The sequence below is a fragment of the Serratia sp. FDAARGOS_506 genome (assembly GCF_003812745.1).
GTDB lineage: Bacteria > Pseudomonadota > Gammaproteobacteria > Enterobacterales > Enterobacteriaceae > Serratia.
In genome coordinates this window covers 2,238,327-2,258,499 of the sequence record NZ_CP033831.1, presented here as the reverse complement: position 1 = coordinate 2,258,499, position 20,173 = coordinate 2,238,327, and the positions used below count along the sequence as shown (strand labels likewise).

Here is a 20,173-nt window from a genome sequence, read left to right as displayed (position 1 = left end):
TAAAACCCGCCGCGGCGGGTTTTTTTATTGCGCCTGCGCCAACGCTTGCAGGACATCCGCCCGCAGGTCCTCAAACTCCTCCAACCCCGCGGACAAACGCACCAGTCCTTCACTGATATGATGCCGTCGCCGTTCTTCCGGGCTGTAGGCCGAGTGAGTCATGCTGGCCGGATGCTGCGCCAGGCTCTCACAATCTCCCAGGCTGACCGCACGCAAGATGAGCTGCAGCGCGTTGAGGAAACGAATGCCCGCCGTCATGCCACCGCGCAATTCAAACGCCAGCATGCCGCCGTATCGCGCCATTTGCCGCTGCGCCAACGCATGTTGCGGGAAGCTTGCCAAGCCTGGATAGTAAACCCGCGCCACCGCCGGATGATCCGACAACACCTCGGCCAGACGCTGGGCGTTGTCGCAGTGCCGCTCCATACGCAGCGGCAGCGTCTTCAACCCACGCAGCACCAATGCAGCGTCCTGCGCCGACAACACAGCCCCGTTCATATCCTTCAGCCCCTCCAAACGTATCTCCTGCGCCAGCGCCTCACTCGTCACCGCCACTCCGGCCAACAGATCGCCGTGACCGCCAAGATATTTGGTGGCCGAGTGCACCACGATATCGGCGCCCAGCGTCAGCGGCCGCTGCAGGTACGGCGTGCAATAGGTGTTGTCCACCAGCAACAGCGCCTGATGCCGGTGGGCGATCTCCGCTACAGCGGCGATATCGATCAATCGCATGTTTGGGTTGGCCGGCGTTTCGCAATACACCAATCGGGTATGCGGGCCAATCGCCGCAGCCAGCTGCTCTGGCCTGGTCATATCAACGTGGATTACCTTGACGCCAAAACGCGCCAAACCGTGATGAAAATAGCTGAAGGTGCAACCATACACCGTTTCATCGACGATCAGCTCATCGCCCGGGTTGAGCAACGTCCAGCAACAGGCGGTGATCGCCCCCATGCCTGACGCGAACGCCACCGCCGCTTCCCCTTCTTCAAGGTTGGCGATGCGCTGTTCCAGCAGATTCAGGGTCGGGTTGGCGATACGTGAATAGAAATACCCCGGCTCGGTGCCGGCAAAACAAGCACCGCCATATTCCGCCGTGGGAAAAGTAAAGGTGGAACTCATAAACACCGGCGGGCACAGCGCCCCCTGATGCTGCAGAGGATCGTAGCCGTAATGAATGGCGCGGGTGGCGAAAGCGTGGCCAGTCGTGATGGCGGACATAACGCAACTCCTTACCTGAGTGGGAAAGCTTAATTCAATGGCTCATCCTGGAGCGAGAGCGGCAATGCGCTGTCCCGCGTGCGCTGGCCGATGATTTGCAGAGTACGCAGCAGCAACATGATGCCCAGCAAGGTGTCCGGATGCTTCAGCAAGGTGTAAGCCGCACGAAAATTGGCAGGCGGTGGGTTCAATTGCAGCTCGCTGTGCGCCATCTTCAACGCAGTCCCTCCCTCCCAACCGGCCGTAACCAGCCCTTCAAACACGCCGGCCAGTTTTTCTACCAGCGCGTTGTCGGCGATATCCACTAAGTCCGATAGCAACGACAGCAGATCGACCACGTTGTCCAGCCGCCCACCGGCCAGCAGCGGCCGCAGTTTTTCCAGCAACCCCGCCAGCGATTGGAGTTCGTCGCCATGTACCGTACTTTCCGTCATATCAGCCCCCTTACCGTGGCCCAATAAAGGCCGCGATTAAAGCCGTTACGCAGCATGCCCCCCACCTTGGTAGCCGGGGTCGGCAGTACGTCATGCCGGTAGTCGTAGACCAGCGGCATGCCCGCGTGCAGCCCCATTTGCGCTATCGCCTGCACTTTGCCATCGTAATGGCTGACCGTTTGCCCCAGCCGTATTTCCGCCACGATGTTGTCGGCGATCACCGGTGCCTGGTTGTGGCAAGAACCTCCTGCTTTGCTGACCGGCAGATCCACGGTGTCGCCGATCACGTATATGCCCTGTTGGCCGTACACCTGTAACGTTTGGTGATCGGTCGGCAACCAGCCCTCACCGTTTTGAATATCGCTCAGCCCGGTATTGCGCACCGCCTCCACCGCACGAATCGGCGGCGTCGCCATCAGGATGTCAAACGGCTGTTCCTCTCCCTCGGCGGAATAGGCGATATGGCGCTGCGCATCCACCCGATTGAGCGTAAAGCCACGCTGATGGTGGATATCGCGCGCCGCGAAAATGGCGGGCAGCGCTTCGCCGGTTGGCCGCTGCAAAAACAGGCAGTTGCGCAGCAGTTGGGAAATGGTCGGGTAGGTATAAACGATCTCCACCGCCTTACGTACACCGCGACGCCGCAGGTAGTCGTCCAGCATCAAGGTGGTTTCAATCGGTGCAATGCCGCACTGATGGGGCACATTGGGTGTTTCGGGGAAGGAAACAGTGATAAAGATACGCCCTTTCTCGATGGTAGCCAGTTTATGCGCCAACCGCCTGGCGGCCTGATACTGGTAAAAATGATCGCCCGCCTGCGCCAATCCCTCGATGCGCTCCGGCCAGGGGACACAGCCGGTCGCAAAGACCAGAAAGTCATAGGAATAATTTTTACCGCTTTGCGTGGCTATACTTCGCTGCTTTAAATCGAAAGATTCCGCTTTATCAACAATAAACTGTATTTCGGGCCGCAATAAACTCCGCTGTGAGCGCGTGAGCTCCGGTTTGAAAAAAGCATTGAACGCGACATACATAAACGCCGGCTTGTAATAATGCAGCGGCGAATCCGATATCATTAATAACTCAACTTTATTATTCAAGATCTCCCGGTGCAGTTTAGCGGCCAACAAATTGGCTAATATAGTGCCCCCGGTTCCACCGCCGACAATAACGATTCTCTGTCGCATCAAGCCCTCACCCAACCGGTTAGCAACCCGGCAGAATTTAAACAATATGCTAGTGAAAAGGTTAACCGGCAGGACGGCGATAAATAACTCTGCCTCATTGGCAGTCTAGTAACGAATAATTATAAAGCAAAGAAAATTGGAATATAAAAAGCTGGATTTCATTTTTATCGTAGCGTTATCGTTTTAAATAACCGCTAAAATACGCCCTTAAGTATAAATAGCTTATTATTTATAAGGCAATATTCCAGGCGTTTAGGATAAAAAAACCCGCCGCAGCGGGTTTTTATTTAGCAACCGAATCGGCTGAACTTACTGGCCTTTAACTTCTTTCAGGCCGTTGAACGGCGCACGGTCACCCAGCGCTTCTTCGATACGGATCAGTTGGTTGTACTTCGCAACGCGGTCAGAACGGCTCATAGAACCGGTTTTGATCTGGCCAGCCGCAGTCCCTACCGCCAGATCGGCGATGGTTGCGTCTTCGGTTTCACCGGAACGGTGAGAGATAACCGCGGTGTAGCCAGCGTCTTTCGCCATCTTGATAGCAGCCAGCGTTTCGGTCAGAGAACCGATCTGGTTGAATTTGATCAGGATGGAGTTAGCGATGCCTTTCTCAATGCCTTCTTTCAGGATCTTGGTGTTGGTAACGAACAGATCGTCGCCAACCAGCTGGATTTTGTCGCCCAGAACTTTGGTCTGGTAAGCGAAGCCCGCCCAGTCGGATTCATCCAGACCGTCTTCGATAGACACGATTGGGTACTGTTTGGTCAGCTCTTCCAGGAAGTGAGTGAACTCTTCGGAAGTGAAGGCTTTGTTGCCTTCGCCGGCCAGCACGTATTTACCGTCTTTGTAGAATTCGGAAGCCGCGCAGTCCATCGCCAGAGTCACGTCTTTGCCCAGTTCGTAGCCCGCCGCTTTTACCGCTTCAGCGATAACCGCCAGCGCTTCGGCGTTGGAACCCAGGTTTGGCGCGTAGCCGCCTTCGTCGCCTACTGCGGTGTTCATGCCTTTGGCTTTCAGAACTTTCGCCAGGTGGTGGAACACTTCAGAACCGATGCGCACCGCTTCTTTCAGGGTTTTCGCGCCAACCGGCTGAATCATGAATTCCTGAATGTCGACGTTGTTGTCAGCGTGCTCGCCGCCGTTGATGATGTTCATCATCGGCAGTGGCATGGAGAATTTGCCTGGGGTACCGTTCAGTTCAGCGATGTGCTCGTACAGCGGCATGCCTTTAGAGGCTGCGGCCGCTTTCGCTGCGGCCAGGGAAACCGCCAGAATGGCGTTGGCGCCGAAGTTGGATTTGTTTTCGGTACCGTCCAGCTCGATCATGATCTTGTCAATGTTCGCCTGGTCTTTGGCATCTTTACCCAGTACTGCCTGAGCAATCGGACCGTTTACTGCAGCAACGGCTTTCAGTACGCCTTTACCCAGGAAACGAGACTTGTCACCGTCACGCAGTTCCAGCGCTTCGCGGGAACCGGTAGAAGCACCTGACGGCGCAGCAGCCAGGCCTACGAAACCGCCTTCCAGATGAACTTCGGCTTCAACAGTCGGGTTACCGCGAGAGTCGATGATTTCACGACCGATGACTTTAACGATTTTGGACATTAGGTTTTCCTCAGTACAAGTTAAACTAAAACTCCAGACAAACAGCGCGCGGTTCTCACCGCGCGCCGCCTACCAAATATTTTATTTCACCTGGCGCTTCTGATGCTCGCCAGCGGCTTTCACGAAGCCGGCGAACAGCGGATGCCCATCACGCGGCGTAGACGTAAATTCCGGGTGGAACTGACAGGCTACAAACCACGGGTGATTCGGCAGTTCAATGATCTCGACCAGCTTGTTGTCGGCGGAACGACCGGCGACACGCAGCCCTGCGGCTTCGATCTGCTTCAACAGCATGTTGTTAACTTCGTAACGGTGACGGTGACGCTCGACAATGGTCGGTTCGCCGTACAGCTGACGCACCAGGCTGTTGTCGCTCAGGTTGCACTGTTGGCCACCTACGCGCATCGTGCCGCCCAAATCGCTTTCTTCGCTGCGCACTTCGACGTTGCCGTCTTCGTCGCGCCATTCGGTGATCAACGCCACCACCGGGTACTTACAGTCTGGCATAAACTCGGTGGAGTTGGCGTTTTCCATGCCCGCCACGTTGCGAGCGAACTCCATCAACGCCACCTGCATGCCCAGGCAAATACCCAGGTAAGGAATGTTGTTCTCGCGTGCATAGCGTGCGGTCATCACTTTGCCTTCCACGCCGCGGTAGCCGAAGCCGCCCGGGATCAGGATCGCGTCCAGCCCTTTCAGCACTTCCACGCCGCGGGTTTCCACGTCCTGCGAATCGATCAGCTTGATGTTCACGGTCAAACGGTTTTTCAGCCCGCCGTGCTTCAGCGCTTCAATCACCGACTTGTAAGCGTCCGGCAGCTCAACGTATTTGCCTACCATCCCGATGGTCACTTCGCCGCCCGGATTGGCTTCTTCGTAGATCACCTGTTCCCATTCGGCCAGGTTGGCTTCCGGTGCGTTCAAGCTGAATCGTTTACAAATATAATCGTCCAGCCCCTGAGATTTCAATAGGCCTGGGATTTTATAAATAGAATCAACGTCTTTCAGAGAGATAACCGCTTTTTCCGGTACGTTGCAGAAAAGCGCGATTTTAGCGCGTTCGTTAGCAGGAACCGCGCGATCGGAACGGCAAATCAGCACATCCGGCTGAATACCGATGGAAAGCAGCTCTTTTACGGAATGCTGGGTCGGCTTGGTTTTCACTTCACCGGCCGCCGCCATGTACGGCACCAGCGTCAGGTGCATATACAGGGTGTGCTCGCGGCCCACTTCCACCGCCATCTGACGGATGGCTTCGAGGAACGGCAGCGATTCGATATCGCCGACGGTGCCGCCGATTTCCACCAGCACCACATCGTGGCCTTCGCCGCCTTCGATGATGCGCTCTTTGATCGCGTTGGTGATGTGCGGAATGACCTGCACGGTCGCGCCCAGATAGTCGCCGCGGCGTTCTTTACGCAGCACGTCGGAGTAGATGCGGCCGGTGGTGAAGTTGTTGCGACGCGACATTTTGGTGCGGATGAAGCGCTCGTAGTGACCCAAATCCAGATCGGTTTCTGCGCCGTCTTCGGTGACGAAAACTTCCCCATGCTGAATCGGGCTCATGGTGCCCGGATCCACGTTGATGTACGGGTCCAGTTTCATGATGGTAACGTTGAGGCCACGGGCTTCAAGAATAGCCGCCAGAGAGGCTGCGGCAATGCCTTTACCCAGAGAGGATACGACCCCGCCGGTCACAAAAATATAATTAGTTGTCATGCTGAACCTGAGAGTTTAGGTTTAAAGACGATGGAAGAACCAGGACGGGAAAGTAGTATACCCGAACCTCTCCTGACCTACAAACGATCGTTTTGCTGTCCATCATCTCGGCCGCCCTCCCGTGTTCATCAGGGTTTACTCCGCCGGCGCCGCATAAACCCTCCAGGTAAAACAAAGAGTTAGCAGAGAAAGTTTCTTTTTACCGCCCCTCAGGAGCGATAAAACGCCTTAGATTTCAGTTTGTTGCCCTTTTGCTGCCGCTGGCAGCCATGCGTCTCTAACCTGATCGCAAGCTTAACCGTTTCAGCTTAAGCGAACCTTGTCGGCGATCAACATTGCGGCGGTGGCTTAGCTTTCCTGACGTTTCACCTGCTGCCAGGCCTCTTCCATTTGCTCCAGCGTGGCGTCTTCAAGCCGCAGCCCGCGCTGCTTGACGATCGCCTCCACCTGGCGGAAACGGCGCTCGAACTTGCGGTTCGCCGCCTGTAGCGCATTCTCCGCCTTGTGGCCCAAATGGCGCGACAGGTTCACCGTCGCGAACAGCAGATCGCCGATCTCCTCTTCCAGCTTGCTCTCGTCAACCACTGCCTGGCGGGCTTCGTGCATCACTTCGTCGATCTCTTCGTACACTTTGTCCAACACCGGCCCCAGCGTGTTCCAGTCGAAACCGACCGAGGCGCAGCGTTTCTGGATCTTGTGCGCTTTCATCAACGCCGGCAGCGCCTGCGGAATGTCGTCCAGCACCGAGTGCAGCGCTTTTTCGGCGCGCTCGCCGGCCTTCAGCTGCTCCCAGCGCGCCGCCACGGTTTCGCTGTCTCCGCCCTCAGCGTCACCGAAGATATGCGGATGTCGGCGTTCCAGCTTGTCGCTGATAGCGGTGCACACCTCATCGAAATCGAACAGTCCCTGTTCCTGCCCCATCTGGGCGTAGAACACCACCTGGAACAGCAAATCGCCCAGCTCGTCGCGCAGATCGGCGTAGTCCTGCCGTTCGATGGCGTCCAGCACTTCGTAAGTCTCTTCCAGCGTGTAAGGCGCGATGGTGGCGAAGGTTTGCTTGCGGTCCCACGAGCAGCCGGTCTGCGGATCGCGCAGCGTTTTCATGATGTTCAGCAGGTGCTGCAGCGGAGTGGATTGGGTCATAAAAAAATCTCTGAGAAAGAATGGAGGCGCATGGGGGCGCCCGCCGAATACATGGATTTCGGGCCGCATCCATTATCGATACGGCCCGAAAGGCGACGTGGGCTTAGTTGCCGTGCAGACGCTTGGCGTCTATCACGTCCGGCAGCTGGTTCAACTTCGCCAGCACCCGGCTCAGCACCTGCTGGTTGTAGATTTCGATATCCATGTCGATAGTGGCCAACTGCTTCTTGGTGTCACTGCGACTGGCTACCCCCAGCACGTTGACCTTTTCGTTGGCCAAAATGGTGGTAATGTCGCGCAGCAGCCCGCTGCGATCGTTGGCCATCACGCGCACCACCAGCGAATAACCGCTGGAGTAGCTTTCGCCCCATACCGCATCGACGATGCGCTCCGGCGCGTGCGATTGCAGATCGACCAGTTGATCGCAGTCCGCACGGTGGATCGAGATGCCGCGCCCCTGGGTGATAAAACCGACGATGTCGTCACCCGGGATCGGTTGGCAACAGCGGGCGATGTGGTGCATCAGATTGCCCACGCCCTCCACCACCACCCGACCGTTATCCTTGTTACGGGTCGGCGGTGGCGCTTTCTGCTGCACCAGCTGGCGCAGCGCCTCGCGATCCTGCTCTTCGGCGCTCGGTTTGTTGAACTTGCCCTGCAGGTAATTCACCATCTGGTTCAGGCGAATGTCCCCACCGCCGATCGCCGCCAACACCTCGTCCAGCGAGTTCATGTTGTAGCGCGGGATCAACAGCTTCTCGGCCTCTTTCAGGCTGATGCCGAGATGCTCCAGTTCGTTGTCCAACATCTGGCGTCCGGCGAGAATGTTCTTGTCGCGATCCTGCTTGCGGAACCAGTTGTGGATCTTCGAGCGCCCGCGGCTGGTAGTGACGTAGCCCAGGTTCGGATTCAGCCAGTCGCGGCTCGGGTTCGGCTGCTTCTGGGTGATGATCTCAATCTGATCGCCCATCTTCAGCTGATAGGTAAACGGCACGATGCGGCCGCCGATCTTGGCGCCGATACAGCGGTGACCGACGTCGCTGTGAATGTGGTAAGCGAAATCGAGCGGCGTGGAGCCGGCCGGCAGATCTACCACGTCGCCTTTCGGGGTAAATACATAGACCCGATCGTCGAACACCTGGCTGCGCACTTCGTCGAGCATCTCGCCGGAGTCCGCCATCTCTTCCTGCCAGGCGATCAGCTTACGCAGCCAGGCGATGCGCTCTTCGTAGCCGGAGCGCACGGTAACCCCCGCGCCCTCTTTGTACTTCCAGTGCGCGGCCACACCCAGCTCGGCGTCTTCATGCATTTGCCGCGTACGGATCTGAATCTCGACAGTTTTGCCGCGCGGCCCCAGCACCACGGTGTGGATCGACTGGTAGCCGTTGGGTTTCGGGTTGGCGACGTAGTCGTCGAACTCGTCCGGCAGATGGCGGAAGTGGGTATGCACAATGCCCAACGCCGCATAGCAATCCTGCAGGCGCTCCGCCACGATGCGCACCGCGCGCACGTCGAACAGTTCGTCGAACGCCAGGTGTTTTTTCTGCATCTTGCGCCAGATGCTGTAGATGTGTTTCGGTCGGCCGTAGATCTCCACCCGAATGCCTTCTTTAGCCATCTCGGCGCGCAGCCCGGCGACGAAATCGTCGATGAACTGTTCGCGATCGATGCGGCGCTCATGCAACAGCTTGGCGATGCGCTTGTATTCTTCCGGGTGCAGGTAGCGGAAGCAGAAATCCTCCAGCTCCCACTTCAGCTGGCCGATGCCGAGCCGGTTGGCCAGCGGGGCGTAGATGTTGGAACACTCTTTCGCCGCCAGCACGCGTTCGTCTTCCGGCGCATCTTTCACCTCGCGCAGGTGGGCGATGCGCTCCGCCAGCTTGATGACCACGCAGCGGAAATCCTCCACCATCGCCAACAACATGCGGCGCACGTTGTCGACCTGTTCGGAGGCCATCGAGTCGTTCTGGGTGGCTTTCAGTTGGCGAATGGCATCCATGTCGCGCACGCCGTGCACCAGCGCGACGATGCCCTTGCCGAACGCTTCGGTCAGGGTCTCTTCCTGCACGATGCCGGCGTCTACCAGCGGGAACAGCAGCGCGGCGCGCATGCTGTCGTTGTCCATGCTCAGCGTCGAGAGGATTTCCACCATCTCCAGGCCGCGCCACAACAACAGCGAGGCATCGGGATGGTTTTGGGTCTGCTGCTCACAATAACGCCAGGTTGCGGCCAATCGCTCACATGACTGCGGGTTAGGTAGCCCCAAGCTGGCGATCCACTCATCGAGAGCGAACTCACCCGCCGTATTCAGATGTGCACTTCTTACCGCAACCATAACTTCTCCCTACTTTGCAGCGACCTCTGGCGCGCGCTCGTTGATAAACAGCGCCATTGATTCAAGATGCCCCGTGTGCGGAAACATATCCAACATCCGCACGCGCGCAAGACGATAACCGGCGCTCAACAGCACTTTGCTGTCGCGAGCCAGCGTGGTGGGGTTACAGGAAACATAAACCACCCGCGCCGGCGCCAGTTTTACAATATGTGACATCACCCCGGCCGCACCGGCACGGGCGGGATCCAGCATCACCTTATCAAACCCTTGTGCTGCCCAAGGTTGCCGCTCAACGTCGTCCTCCAGATTCTCGTGGAAGAACGATGCATTATTCAGCTTATTCTTATGTGCATTATATTGCCCATTCGCTACCAGCGTGGCAACACCTTCGATGCCTACCACCGCTGCGGCGCGGCGCGCCAACGGCAGGGTGAAATTGCCCATGCCGCAGAACAGGTCCAGCACCCGATCATTGGGTTGAATATCGAGCCATTCAAGGGCCTGCGCCACCATTTGTTGGTTTACGGCGTCATTGACCTGAATAAAGTCGCGCGGACTGAAGTCTAAGCGTAGCCCGTCAACCTGATAATACGGCGTGTCACCGCACAGTTTCTCCACGCGATCGCTGTCCGGCGCCAGATAAACGGCGACGTTCTCCCGCTCGCCAAACGCCAACAGCGCCTGCCTATCCACCTCTTTCAGCGCGTCGAGATGGCGCAACACCAGCAGCGGGCCGTTGTCCGCCAGCACCAGCTCCACATGCCCCAGCCGCCGCACCGCCTGCAGCCCGCTCAGGCAGGCGCGCACCGGTGCCAGCAGCTGCTCCAGCTCAGGCCGCAGCACCGGGCAGTGCTCCACCGCCACCAGCTCGCTGGAGGCCGCCTGCCGAAAGCCCATCATCAGGCGCTGCTGCTTGGGTTGCCACGCCAGGCTCAGGCGGGCGCGGCGGCGATAGCCATATTCCGGGCCGGCGATCACCGGCTCCTGCTGCGGAGTCACCCCGGTTTCGCGGGCGATCATGCGCCCCAGCGCCGCCGCCTTGCTCTGCTGTTGCAGCGCCTCATCCGCATGTTGCTGCTGGCAGCCGCCGCACACGCCGAAATGCGGGCATCGTGGCGCCACCCGCTGCGGGCTGCGGCTCAGCAGGCGCTTGAGCTTGCCTTTGGCGAACTGGCGTTTGTCTTCGGTCAGCTGGATTTCCGCCTGCTCGCCCGGCAATACGCCCGGCACGAACACCGCTTTGCCGTCGTGGCGCGCCACGCCCTGGCCGAAAGGATCGAGATCGCTCACCGTCACGGTGAAGATTTGTGAGCTCTGCCGGGTCGTCACGCGGCGTTTGGGAGAGTAGAATTGCGCCATATTTGTCGATTGTGTGCTGGTTCATTAAGCTAGTGTCAGCTGTCAATTCTCCCACATTGGAATCCCATGACCAAATACAGCCTGCGTGCACGCATGATGATCCTGATTCTGGCCCCGACCTTGCTGATTGGTTTACTGCTCAGCACCTTCTTCGTGGTGCACCGCTATAACGAGCTGCAGGAGCAATTGGTCGATGCCGGCGCCAGCATCATCGAGCCGCTGGCGGTGGCCAGCGAGTACGGCATGACGTTCCGCAGCCGCGAATCGGTCAGGCAGTTGGTCAGCCTGTTACACCGACGCCATTCGGACATCGTGCGTTCGATCACCGTGTTCGATGCGCAGAACAATTTGTTCGTCACCTCCAATTATCATCACAACTTTGCTCAGCTGCAGCTGCCTAAAGGTGTGCCGTTGCCCACTGAGCTGATGCTTACCCGACGCGGCGATTCGCTGATCCTGCGTACGCCGATCCTGTCGGAAAGCCAGTATCCGGATGAAACCGCCGACGGCGGCAGCCACCCCGACAACAACCTAGGCTATGTGGCCATCGAGCTGGATCTGCAGTCGGTGCGGCTGCAGCAATATAAAGAGGTGTTCGTCTCGACCCTGTTGCTGCTGCTGTGCATGTGCATCGCCATCCTGTTCGCTTACCGGCTGATGCGCGACGTGACCGGCCCGATCCGCAACATGGTGAACACCGTCGACCGCATCCGCCGCGGCCAGCTCGACAGCCGCGTGGAAGGCTACATGCTGGGCGAGCTGCACATGCTGAAGAACGGCATCAACTCGATGGCGATGTCGCTCACCGCCTATCACGAAGAGATGCAGCAGAACATCGATCAGGCCACCTCCGACTTGCGTGAAACCCTAGAGCAGATGGAGATCCAGAACGTCGAGCTGGATCTGGCGAAAAAACGCGCGCAGGAGGCGGCGCGCATCAAGTCCGAATTCCTGGCCAACATGTCGCACGAGCTGCGTACCCCGCTCAATGGCGTGATCGGCTTCACCCGCCAGATGCTGAAAACCGATCTGAGCGCGACCCAAACCGACTATTTGCAGACCATCGAACGCTCGGCCAACAACCTGTTGACCATCATCAACGACGTGCTGGACTTCTCCAAACTGGAGGCCGGCAAGCTGGTGCTGGAGCATATTCCGTTCGCCCTGCGTGAAACGCTGGACGAAGTGGTGGTGCTGCTGGCCCCCAGCGCCCACGAGAAGGGGCTGGAGCTGACGCTGGATGTGCACAACGATGTGCCGGAGCAGGTGATCGGTGACTCGTTGCGCCTGCAGCAAATCATCACCAACCTGCTGGGCAACGCCATCAAGTTCACCGAAACCGGCAACATCGACATTCGCGTCGAGTTGCGCAAACAGCTGGATCGCCGGGTGGAAGTGGAAGTGCAGATCCACGACACCGGCATCGGCATCTCCGAACGCCAGCAGTCGCAGCTGTTTCAGGCGTTTCGTCAGGCGGACGCCAGCATCTCCCGCCGCCACGGCGGGACCGGGCTGGGGCTGGTGATCACGCAAAAGCTGGTAAAAGAGATGGGAGGCGATATCTGCTTCCACAGCCAGTTGAACCGCGGCTCGACCTTCTGGTTCCACATCACGCTGGATCTGAACGAGGGCATGCTGTCGCTGGCGCCGAGCCTGCCGGATCTGAACGGCAAAACGCTGGCCTACGTCGAATCCAACCCGACGGCGGCACAGGCGACGCTCAACATGCTCAGCGTCACGCAGCTGGTGATCACCCACTCGCCGACGCTGGGCCAGCTGCCGCCAGGCCACTATGACTTCCTGCTGGCCGGCGTGCCGATTCCGTTCCGCGCCAACATGGCGCAGCACGAAGACAAGTTGCTGGCTTCGCTGAAACTGGCCGATCGGGTGATTCTGGCGCTGCCGTGCCAGGCGCAGATCGACGCCGAGCTGCTCAAGCAACAAGGCGCGCTCGGCTGCCTGATCAAGCCGATCACCAGCACCCGACTGTTCCCTCTGCTCCGGATGGAAACGCCAGCACGCCTCACCGCGCAGCCGGTGCGTAAACGCCTGCCGCTGACGGTGATGGCGGTTGACGACAACCCGGCCAACCTCAAGCTGATCGGTACGCTGCTGGGGGAACAGGTAGAGAAAACCCTGCTGTGCGAGAGCGGTGAGGAAGCGCTGGCGCTGGCGCGCGACAACGTGCTGGATCTGATCCTGATGGACATTCAGATGCCGAAGATGGACGGCATTCACGCCAGCGAGCTGATCCGTCAACTGCCGCATCACAACTCCACGCCGATCGTCGCCGTCACCGCGCACGCCGCCAGCGGCGAGCGCGAGCATCTGCTGCAGGCCGGAATGGACGACTACCTGGCCAAGCCGATCGACGAAAAAATGCTGACCCGCGTGCTGTCGCGCTACCACAGCGGCGAAATGGAAAACGCCATCGCCGACGACACGCCGTTGTCGCTCGACTGGCCGCTGGCGCTGCGTCAGGCGGCCAACAAACCGGACCTGGCGCGCGATTTGCTACAAATGCTGCTCGATTTTCTGCCGCAGGTGCGCGAGCGGGTGCAGGCGCTGCTCGACGGCCAGCCTGACGACGAAATCCTCGATCTGGTCCATAAGCTGCACGGCAGCTGCAGCTACAGCGGCGTGCCGCGCCTCAAGCAGCTGTGTTTCTACCTCGAGCGGCAGCTGCGTCAGGGCATCACCAACGACGAGCTGGAGCCGGAATGGCTGGAACTGTTGGATGAGATTGAACTGGTGATCCACGCGGCGCGCGCGCATTTGGCGCAACCCGCCTGAATCCTCAGGCCATAACGCAAAAAGGCACGCCGCAGCGTGCCTTTGTTTTTTAACGACTGGCGCCTATCACTGCGCCAGCAGATACAGCTGGCTCTCGCCGCGCTGAATATTCAACGCCAGCACCGACGGCTTGCTGTCGAGGATTTTACGCAGCTCACCCAGGTTCTGGATCGGCTGCTGGTTCACGCCCAGGATCACGTCGCCCTTTTTCAGGCCGATGCGCGCCGCAGCGCTGCCGGCTTTCACGCTGTCGACCTTGACGCCCTTCACGTTGCCGACCTGGGTGTTGCTCAGCTCGGCGCCTTCGATGCCGGTGTAGATATTGCCCGAGGCCACCTGAGTCTGCGCGCTTTGCTCCAGCGTGACGTCAATCGTCACCGGCTTGCCGTCGCGAATGATGCCCAGCGACATCTTGCTGCCGACCGGCAGCGTGCCGATCTCCGCCCGGAACGAGGCGAAGCTGGAGATAGCCTTGCCGTTCATGGTGACAATTACGTCGCCGGCCTTGATGCCCGCCTTCGCCGCGGAAGACTTCGGCATCACCTGGCTGACGAAGGCCCCGCGCTGCGCATCAACCTTCATCGCCTTGGCCAGCTCAGAGTTCAGCTCGGTACCCATGATGCCCAGCTCGCCGCGTTTCACCTGGCCATATTCGACCATTTGCGCCGTCAGGTTTTTCACCATGTTGCTCGGAATGGCGAAGCCGATACCGATGTTACCGCCGTCCGGCGCCAGGATCGCGGTGTTGATGCCGATCAGTTCGCCGTTCAGGTTAACCAGCGCCCCCCCGGAGTTACCGCGGTTGATCGCCGCATCGGTCTGGATAAAGTTTTCGTAGTTTTCGATGTTCAGGCCGCTGCGCCCCAGGGCAGATACGATACCCGAAGTGGCGGTTTCACCCAGCCCGTAAGGGTTGCCGATCGCCACGGTGTAATCGCCGACGCGCAGCTGATCGGAGTCCGCCATCTTGATCGCCGTCAGATTCTTGAAGTCTTTCAGCTGGATCAGTGCGATATCGGAGCGCGGATCCTTGCCGATCACCTTGGCGTCGAAACGGCGACCGTCGCTCAGCTGCACCTGGATCTTGTTGGCGTTGTCCACCACGTGGTTATTGGTCACCACATAGCCCTTGGCGGCATCGATGACCACCCCGGCGCCCAGCGCCTGGAATTTCTGCTGTGTGCCCTGCGGCTGGCCATCCGGCCCAGGCTGTTCACCGCCCTGACACATCGGTGAGCCCTGGAACGGCGAACCGTCCTGGCAGAACGGCGAATCTTCGCCGAAGAACTGTTGGAACTGCTGCGGCATGCGCGGCGTATTGACCGTGGTGCTGCCCTCAACGTTAATGCTCACCACGGAAGGCATCACCTTTTCCAGCATCGGCGCCAGGCTCGGCAACTGTTGGGTGCTGGAAGAGGCGGTTTCGGCGGCGCTGGCCGTAATCGGGCCCATCGCCATACCGATGCTGAATGCCAGTGCGCTCAGAACTAATGCGGTTTTTTTCATCTGTGTGTCTCTTATAAAGTCGTTCAAAAGGAATGGCCGTCTTGCGTGCTTATTCAGAGTTAATTAATAGCCCGAAGTTCCGGCACAGATGATTGGCAATAGTAAACAAATATTGTCCGTCTTTACAAAACTCGAGACAGTCAACCGATTGGAATTGCTAAAATTATTCTTCAGATTAATTATTCCGCCGCCATCAATCGACGATATTCATCATAGGCGTAAAGGTCGGTCATTCCGCTGATATAGTCCTGCAATAAACGCGCGCGGAAATAATATTCCCGAATGGCTTGCTGCTCCGGCGATAAATGCTGCAGCCCCTCAACCGCCTCCGCATACGCCAGCCGATGCTTGGTGGACAGCTTATGGAACAGGCGCGTTTCGATCGGGTAAGCGCGATGGCTGTCCTCGCGCACCAGCTGGCTGAAGTCCGCCAGAGACATCGCCAACAGCGGGCTGTAAATATCCAGCAGGCCGCTGATCACCCGATAGCCTTGCAGCTCGAGCTGTTCGACCTCCGGGTGGTTGAACACGTGCTTGAACGCCACATTTTTAAATATTTTCAGCAGCCGGTACGCCGGGCTGAAGTCCTCCAGCAACGCCTGATTGAAACTGCCCTGATAGACCGCGTCCAGATTGTCGATAAAGCGCTGCGCCGCGTGCGGCACCAGCCGCGCCACGGTAAACACCCGCAGATACATGAAGAACTGATCTTCCGCGCTGCGCCGCGCGCCGCCGCGATCGATCTTGCGAAACGCGCTGGCGACGGTCTTGTCGAACAGGTCGCCCGGCACCACCTCGCCCCACTCCTGAATCAGGTGCTGATACAGCTGCTCGACGGTGAAAATGCTCTTCTCCACCGCGTCTTCCAGATCGGCCACGCAGTACGAGATATCGTCGGCGGCCTCCATAATATAGGTCAGCGGGAAACGATCGAACTCGCCCATGTGCAGCTCGCGCCGCAGCCGATCGACGAAGGCCTCTTCCGCCAGATAGTAGCCGGGCTTTTTCATCAGGTAACTGTGGCTGGCGGGGATGTCGCTCGCCCAGTAGGCCGGGCGGGTGTATTTCAAAATGCAGCCGACCTGCGCATAGGTCAGGTTGAGCTTGAGCAGACTGTACACCAGGCGGATCGCCTGGGCGTTGCCCTCGAAGTGGCTGAGATCCTGACGGATCCGGCTGCGCAGCCGGTTCAGATCGCTCTCCCCTTCATGCAGGCGCAGCGTCGCCACCTGGCAGCGATCGTGGCTGCCCGGCTCGCTGCCGCAGCTGGCGGGATCGAGCCGCTGGGCGAACCAGTCGTTGATCGCCGACTCGCCGAAGTGACCGAACGGCGGATTGCCGATGTCGTGCATCAGGCAGGCCATTTCCACGATGCTTTCAAACGGATCGAGCAGCCGGGTCAGGCCGAGCTCATCAATTCTCCCCGCCTGTTTGAAGCGGTTGAGGATTTCTTTGGCGATGTGGCGCCCAACCTGCTGCACCTCCATCGAGTGCGTCAGGCGGCTGCGTACCGCCGCGTTGCGCTCCAGCGGAAACACTTGGGTTTTTTGCTGCAGACGGCGAATGGCGGCCGAGTTGACGATGCGCCCGCGATCGCTCTCGAACTGCCGCACGATGTCGTACTCTTCCTCGGCCTCGATCGGTTTGCTGAAAGGCCGTTGGAAGCTGATTTTTTGCTTGAAGTCGATCCCGGACATCTGTTTCTCCGCCGTTGCGCCCTGCCCCCGTGATAACAATTCCCGGCAGAGGATGCAACGCATTATCTCTCATACACAGCCATGATAGACTATGCCGCAATTCTCACGGCCAATCAGCGAGTGTTATTTATGAAAGTAGGCATCATCGGCGCAATGGAGCAGGAAGTCACCCTGCTGCGCGATCAAATCGAAAACCGTCAAACCATCCAGCGCGCGGGCTGCGAAATCTACACCGGCCAGATCGGCGGCGTTGAAGTGGCCTTGCTGAAATCCGGCATCGGCAAAGTCTCTGCGGCCATGGGCACCACCCTGCTGCTGGAACACTGCAACCCGGACCTGGTGATCAACACCGGTTCCGCCGGCGGCCTGGCCAGCACGCTGCGCGTGGGCGATATCGTGGTGTCGGAAGAAGTGCGCTACCACGACGCCGACGTCACTGCCTTCGGCTACGAGCCGGGCCAGATGGCCGGCTGCCCGGCGGCGTTCGTCGCCGACGACGCGCTGATCGCGCTGGCGGAAAGCTGCATCAAACAGCTGGATCTGCACGCCGTGCGCGGCCTGATCTGCAGCGGTGACGCCTTCATCAACGGCGCCGAACCGCTGGCGCGCATTCGCACCACCTTCCCGCGCGTCGCCGCCGTGGAGATGGAAGCCGCAGCGATCGCCCACGTCTGCCATCTCTTCGGTACACCGTTTGTGGTGGTGCGCGCCATTTCCGACGTCGCCGACAGCGAGTCGCACATGAGCTTCGACGAGTTTCTGGTGGTAGCGGCCAAGCAGTCTACGCTGATGGTCAACGCCATGCTGCAAACCCTGGCCAAGCGCGGTTGATGTGAGGCTGCGCTTCACCTCGATGCTCTGTCTGTTGGCGCTCTGGCTGGCCATGCCGGCCGGCGCCGCTCAGCGGGTGATCAGCCTGGCGCCCAACGCGACCGAACTCGCCTATGCCGCCGGCATGGGCGATGTGCTGGTGGCGGCTAGCGCCTATTCCGATTATCCGCCGCAGGCTGCCAAGCTGGAGCAGGTGGCCTCCTGGCAGGGCATCAATCTGGAGCGGGTGCTGGCCTTGAAGCCGGACCTGATCCTCGCCTGGCGCGGCGGTAACCCGCAGCGCGTGCTGGATCAGCTCGCCGCGTTCGGCATCCCGATTTTCTATGCGGACGCGGACAACCTCGAAGGGATCGCCGGTTTGCTGGACAAGCTGGCGCAATACAGCCCGCACCCGGAGCAGGCGCATCAGGCGGCGGAAGGGCTTCGCCGCCAGTTCGTCGCTCTCAGGCAACAGTATGCCGCTAACCCATCGCGGCGCGTGCTGCTGCAGTTCGGCACCCAGCCGCTGTTCACCAGCGCCGGTGCCACGCTGCAAAGCCAGGTGCTGGCGCTGTGCGGCGGGCAGAACGTCTTCGCCGACAGCCGCACCCCTTGGCCGCAGATCAGCCGCGAGCAGGTGCTGGCGCGCCAGCCGCAGGCCATCGTCATCACCGGGGGCGCGAAAGAAGCCGCCAATGTGAAAGCCTTCTGGGCCCCGCAGCTGCAGGTGCCGGTGATCGCGCTGAACGAAGACTGGTTCAACCGCGGCGGGCCGCGCATTGTGTTGGCGGCGCAACAGCTGTGCCGCCAGCTGGCGGAGATTCGCTGATGCTGGTGTTCTGGTTGGATATTCTCGGCACGGCGGTATTCGCCGTCTCCGGCGTGCTGCTGGCCGGCAAGCTGCGCATGGATCCGTTCGGCGTGCTGGTATTGGGTGTGGTCACCGCGGTCGGCGGCGGCACCATCCGCGACATGGCGCTGGCTAATGGCCCGGTGTTCTGGGTCAAGGATCCCACCGATCTGGTGGTGGCGATGATCACCTGCGTCTTGACGCTGCTGCTGGTGCGCCAACCGCGCCGTCTGCCGAAGTGGGTGCTGCCGGTGCTGGACGCCGTCGGGCTGGCGGTGTTCGTCGGCATCGGCGTCAACAAGGCGTTCGCGGCCGGCACCGGCCCGCTGGTGGCAATCTGCATGGGGGTGATCACCGGCGTCGGCGGCGGCATCATCCGCGACGTGCTGGCACGCGAGATCCCGATGATCCTGCGCACCGAAATTTACGCCACCGCCTGCATCATCGGCGGCATCGTGCACGCCACGGCGTTTTACACTTTCCACATGCCGCTGCAACAGGCCATGATGCTGGGCATGATCATCACCCTGGCCATTCGGCTGGCGGCCATCCGCTGGCACCTCAAATTGCCCGCTTTTATTCTCGAACGCTGAGCCGTCGCCCTGCGGGGCGACGCTTTGCAACGCCGCATTTGGTGATTTATTAGACTACAAACGGGGTTGGTGGTATTCTTTTCGCCCGAAAAATAGCGCAGTGACGATGTAAAATTCTGTTATCTGCAGGTTAATCCCTTCCCCGCGCCGTTAAAACTTTTTAACTTTTTGCCGATAAGTCATCACAAGATGGCTTACGGATGACTATTTCCGCAATGATGAAAAAAACTCTGCTTGCCTGCTGTGGCGCCCTGCTGAGTGGCGCCGCGCACGCCGATGCCGTCAGCGGCCAGATCGGCATCAGCCTGACCATTGAACCGCAATGCGCCGTGCGCCTCGAGACCACCGTACCACAGGCCGAATGCAGCCACGCGACGGCGCAGCCGAACATCATCCACAGCCCACCGGCACAGGAGAACGGTGCGGAAGTGATCCTCGTGGAATGGTAGGCATAAAAAAACCCGCCGGCCGGAAGGCGAGCGGGTTGATATTCTGACAGATCAAATCAGATGCTGAACGACGAACCGCAACCGCAGGTGGTTTTGGCATTCGGGTTGGTCACCACGAAGCGCGACCCTTCCAGCCCTTCGGTGTAGTCCACCGAGCCGCCGACCAGATACTGCAGGCTCATCGGATCGACCACCAGCGCCACGCCCTGCTTCTCGATGGTCATGTCGCCATCGTTGACCTTGTCGTCAAAAGTGAAGCCGTACTGGAATCCGCTGCAGCCGCCGCCGGTAATGTAAACCCGCAATTTCAGGTTCGGGTTTTCTTCGTCAGCAATCAGGAATTTAACCTTGTTTGCTGCTGCCTCGGTAAATTGCAGGGGCAGTGCCGTTTGATCACTCATACTCTTTACTCCCAACATTGTTCAGCATCAGATCGCGACTATGGCTGCCTGATTAATATTAACGATTATCC

General features: G+C 59.3%; 16 protein-coding genes. 5 read left to right on the top strand and 11 right to left on the bottom strand.

From position 1 onward, the window contains the following. Nucleotides 1-24 precede the first annotated feature (24 nt). The 8 genes from EGY12_RS10845 to rlmD all read right to left on the bottom strand — a co-directional run bounded on the left by EGY12_RS10845 (nucleotide 25) and on the right by rlmD (nucleotide 11,003). Entirely contained in the window at nucleotides 25-1,221 is a 1,197-nt protein-coding gene (locus EGY12_RS10845) for a methionine gamma-lyase (protein ID WP_123893553.1), read from the bottom strand. A 29-nt stretch (nucleotides 1,222-1,250) separates the two neighbouring features. Beyond that, a complete protein-coding gene (locus EGY12_RS10840; RefSeq protein WP_123893551.1) occupies nucleotides 1,251-1,655 on the bottom strand; it encodes a hypothetical protein in 405 nt (134 codons plus the stop codon). Continuing rightward, nucleotides 1,652-2,842: an FAD/NAD(P)-binding oxidoreductase gene (locus EGY12_RS10835; protein WP_123895585.1), complete on the bottom strand. Its 1,191-nt coding sequence runs from the start codon at nucleotides 2,840-2,842 to the stop codon at nucleotides 1,652-1,654. The genes EGY12_RS10840 and EGY12_RS10835 overlap by 4 nt, the downstream gene beginning before the upstream one ends. Before the next feature lie 309 nt (nucleotides 2,843-3,151). After that, nucleotides 3,152-4,447, bottom strand: a complete 1,296-nt coding sequence (eno, locus tag EGY12_RS10830) for a phosphopyruvate hydratase (RefSeq protein ID WP_004932670.1) — start codon at nucleotides 4,445-4,447, stop codon at nucleotides 3,152-3,154. An 81-nt stretch (nucleotides 4,448-4,528) separates the two neighbouring features. Beyond that, a complete protein-coding gene (pyrG, locus tag EGY12_RS10825) occupies nucleotides 4,529-6,166 on the bottom strand; it encodes a glutamine hydrolyzing CTP synthase (RefSeq protein WP_004932674.1) in 1,638 nt (545 codons plus the stop codon). Between the two features lie 348 nt (nucleotides 6,167-6,514). Then, nucleotides 6,515-7,309: a nucleoside triphosphate pyrophosphohydrolase gene (gene mazG / locus EGY12_RS10820; RefSeq protein WP_123893549.1), complete on the bottom strand. Its 795-nt coding sequence runs from the start codon at nucleotides 7,307-7,309 to the stop codon at nucleotides 6,515-6,517. A gap of 103 nt (nucleotides 7,310-7,412) precedes the next feature. After that, entirely contained in the window at nucleotides 7,413-9,644 is a 2,232-nt protein-coding gene (gene relA / locus EGY12_RS10815) for a GTP diphosphokinase (protein ID WP_123893546.1), read from the bottom strand. Between the two features lie 9 nt (nucleotides 9,645-9,653). Next, complete coding sequence (gene rlmD / locus EGY12_RS10810; RefSeq protein ID WP_123893544.1) at nucleotides 9,654-11,003, bottom strand: 23S rRNA (uracil(1939)-C(5))-methyltransferase RlmD; 1,350 nt, start codon at nucleotides 11,001-11,003, stop codon at nucleotides 9,654-9,656. Between the two features lie 66 nt (nucleotides 11,004-11,069). Here rlmD and barA point away from each other — a divergent pair, with 66 nt between their 5' ends. After that, a complete protein-coding gene (gene barA / locus EGY12_RS10805) occupies nucleotides 11,070-13,796 on the top strand; it encodes a two-component sensor histidine kinase BarA (RefSeq protein WP_123893542.1) in 2,727 nt (908 codons plus the stop codon). Nucleotides 13,797-13,862: 66 nt separating this feature from the next. On the opposite strand, the gene degP is transcribed toward barA, so the two are convergent. After that, nucleotides 13,863-15,302 (bottom strand): serine endoprotease DegP, encoded by a 1,440-nt coding sequence (gene degP, locus EGY12_RS10800; RefSeq protein WP_123893540.1) that lies wholly within the window; start codon nucleotides 15,300-15,302, stop codon nucleotides 13,863-13,865. A gap of 179 nt (nucleotides 15,303-15,481) precedes the next feature. Continuing rightward, the gene (dgt, locus tag EGY12_RS10795; RefSeq protein ID WP_123893539.1) at nucleotides 15,482-16,999 is read right to left on the bottom strand and encodes a dGTPase; all 1,518 of its coding nucleotides are present in this window, start codon (nucleotides 16,997-16,999) and stop codon (nucleotides 15,482-15,484) included. Between the two features lie 129 nt (nucleotides 17,000-17,128). On the opposite strand from dgt, the gene mtnN reads away from it, so the two are divergent. From mtnN to EGY12_RS10775, 4 genes are all read left to right on the top strand, one after another. Further along, the gene (gene mtnN / locus EGY12_RS10790) at nucleotides 17,129-17,830 is read left to right on the top strand and encodes a 5'-methylthioadenosine/S-adenosylhomocysteine nucleosidase (RefSeq protein ID WP_123893537.1); all 702 of its coding nucleotides are present in this window, start codon (nucleotides 17,129-17,131) and stop codon (nucleotides 17,828-17,830) included. A 22-nt stretch (nucleotides 17,831-17,852) separates the two neighbouring features. Then, on the top strand, nucleotides 17,853-18,638 hold the full coding sequence (btuF, locus tag EGY12_RS10785) for a vitamin B12 ABC transporter substrate-binding protein BtuF (RefSeq protein ID WP_123895584.1): 786 nt from the start codon (nucleotides 17,853-17,855) through the stop codon (nucleotides 18,636-18,638). Next, nucleotides 18,638-19,252, top strand: coding sequence for a TRIC cation channel family protein (locus tag EGY12_RS10780; protein WP_038873529.1), 615 nt, complete (start codon nucleotides 18,638-18,640; stop codon nucleotides 19,250-19,252). The genes btuF and EGY12_RS10780 overlap by 1 nt, the downstream gene beginning before the upstream one ends. A 215-nt stretch (nucleotides 19,253-19,467) precedes the next feature. Beyond that, nucleotides 19,468-19,701 carry a hypothetical protein gene (locus EGY12_RS10775; RefSeq protein ID WP_123893534.1) on the top strand — a complete coding sequence of 78 codons (234 nt, stop codon included), beginning with the start codon at nucleotides 19,468-19,470 and terminating at the stop codon, nucleotides 19,699-19,701. Nucleotides 19,702-19,757: 56 nt separating this feature from the next. Here EGY12_RS10775 and erpA read toward each other — a convergent pair whose 3' ends face one another. After that, nucleotides 19,758-20,102 (bottom strand): iron-sulfur cluster insertion protein ErpA, encoded by a 345-nt coding sequence (gene erpA / locus EGY12_RS10770; RefSeq protein ID WP_004932708.1) that lies wholly within the window; start codon nucleotides 20,100-20,102, stop codon nucleotides 19,758-19,760. Between the last annotated feature and the right edge of the window lie 71 nt (nucleotides 20,103-20,173).

What these genes read in the sequence shown, in the direction of transcription:
- EGY12_RS10845 (WP_123893553.1), bottom strand. Translation starts at nt 1,221, where the DNA reads ATGTCCGCCATCACGACTGGCCACGCTTTCGCCACCCGCGCCATTCAT.
- dgt (WP_123893539.1), bottom strand. Translation starts at nt 16,999, where the DNA reads ATGTCCGGGATCGACTTCAAGCAAAAAATCAGCTTCCAACGGCCTTTC.
- EGY12_RS10780 (WP_038873529.1), top strand. Translation starts at nt 18,638, where the DNA reads ATGCTGGTGTTCTGGTTGGATATTCTCGGCACGGCGGTATTCGCCGTC.
- btuF (WP_123895584.1), top strand. Translation starts at nt 17,853, where the DNA reads ATGCTCTGTCTGTTGGCGCTCTGGCTGGCCATGCCGGCCGGCGCCGCT.
- erpA (WP_004932708.1), bottom strand. Translation starts at nt 20,102, where the DNA reads ATGAGTGATCAAACGGCACTGCCCCTGCAATTTACCGAGGCAGCAGCA.
- relA (WP_123893546.1), bottom strand. Translation starts at nt 9,644, where the DNA reads ATGGTTGCGGTAAGAAGTGCACATCTGAATACGGCGGGTGAGTTCGCT.
- EGY12_RS10835 (WP_123895585.1), bottom strand. Translation starts at nt 2,842, where the DNA reads ATGCGACAGAGAATCGTTATTGTCGGCGGTGGAACCGGGGGCACTATA.
- pyrG (WP_004932674.1), bottom strand. Translation starts at nt 6,166, where the DNA reads ATGACAACTAATTATATTTTTGTGACCGGCGGGGTCGTATCCTCTCTG.
- mtnN (WP_123893537.1), top strand. Translation starts at nt 17,129, where the DNA reads ATGAAAGTAGGCATCATCGGCGCAATGGAGCAGGAAGTCACCCTGCTG.
- degP (WP_123893540.1), bottom strand. Translation starts at nt 15,302, where the DNA reads ATGAAAAAAACCGCATTAGTTCTGAGCGCACTGGCATTCAGCATCGGT.
- barA (WP_123893542.1), top strand. Translation starts at nt 11,070, where the DNA reads ATGACCAAATACAGCCTGCGTGCACGCATGATGATCCTGATTCTGGCC.
- rlmD (WP_123893544.1), bottom strand. Translation starts at nt 11,003, where the DNA reads ATGGCGCAATTCTACTCTCCCAAACGCCGCGTGACGACCCGGCAGAGC.
- mazG (WP_123893549.1), bottom strand. Translation starts at nt 7,309, where the DNA reads ATGACCCAATCCACTCCGCTGCAGCACCTGCTGAACATCATGAAAACG.
- EGY12_RS10840 (WP_123893551.1), bottom strand. Translation starts at nt 1,655, where the DNA reads ATGACGGAAAGTACGGTACATGGCGACGAACTCCAATCGCTGGCGGGG.
- eno (WP_004932670.1), bottom strand. Translation starts at nt 4,447, where the DNA reads ATGTCCAAAATCGTTAAAGTCATCGGTCGTGAAATCATCGACTCTCGC.
- EGY12_RS10775 (WP_123893534.1), top strand. Translation starts at nt 19,468, where the DNA reads ATGATGAAAAAAACTCTGCTTGCCTGCTGTGGCGCCCTGCTGAGTGGC.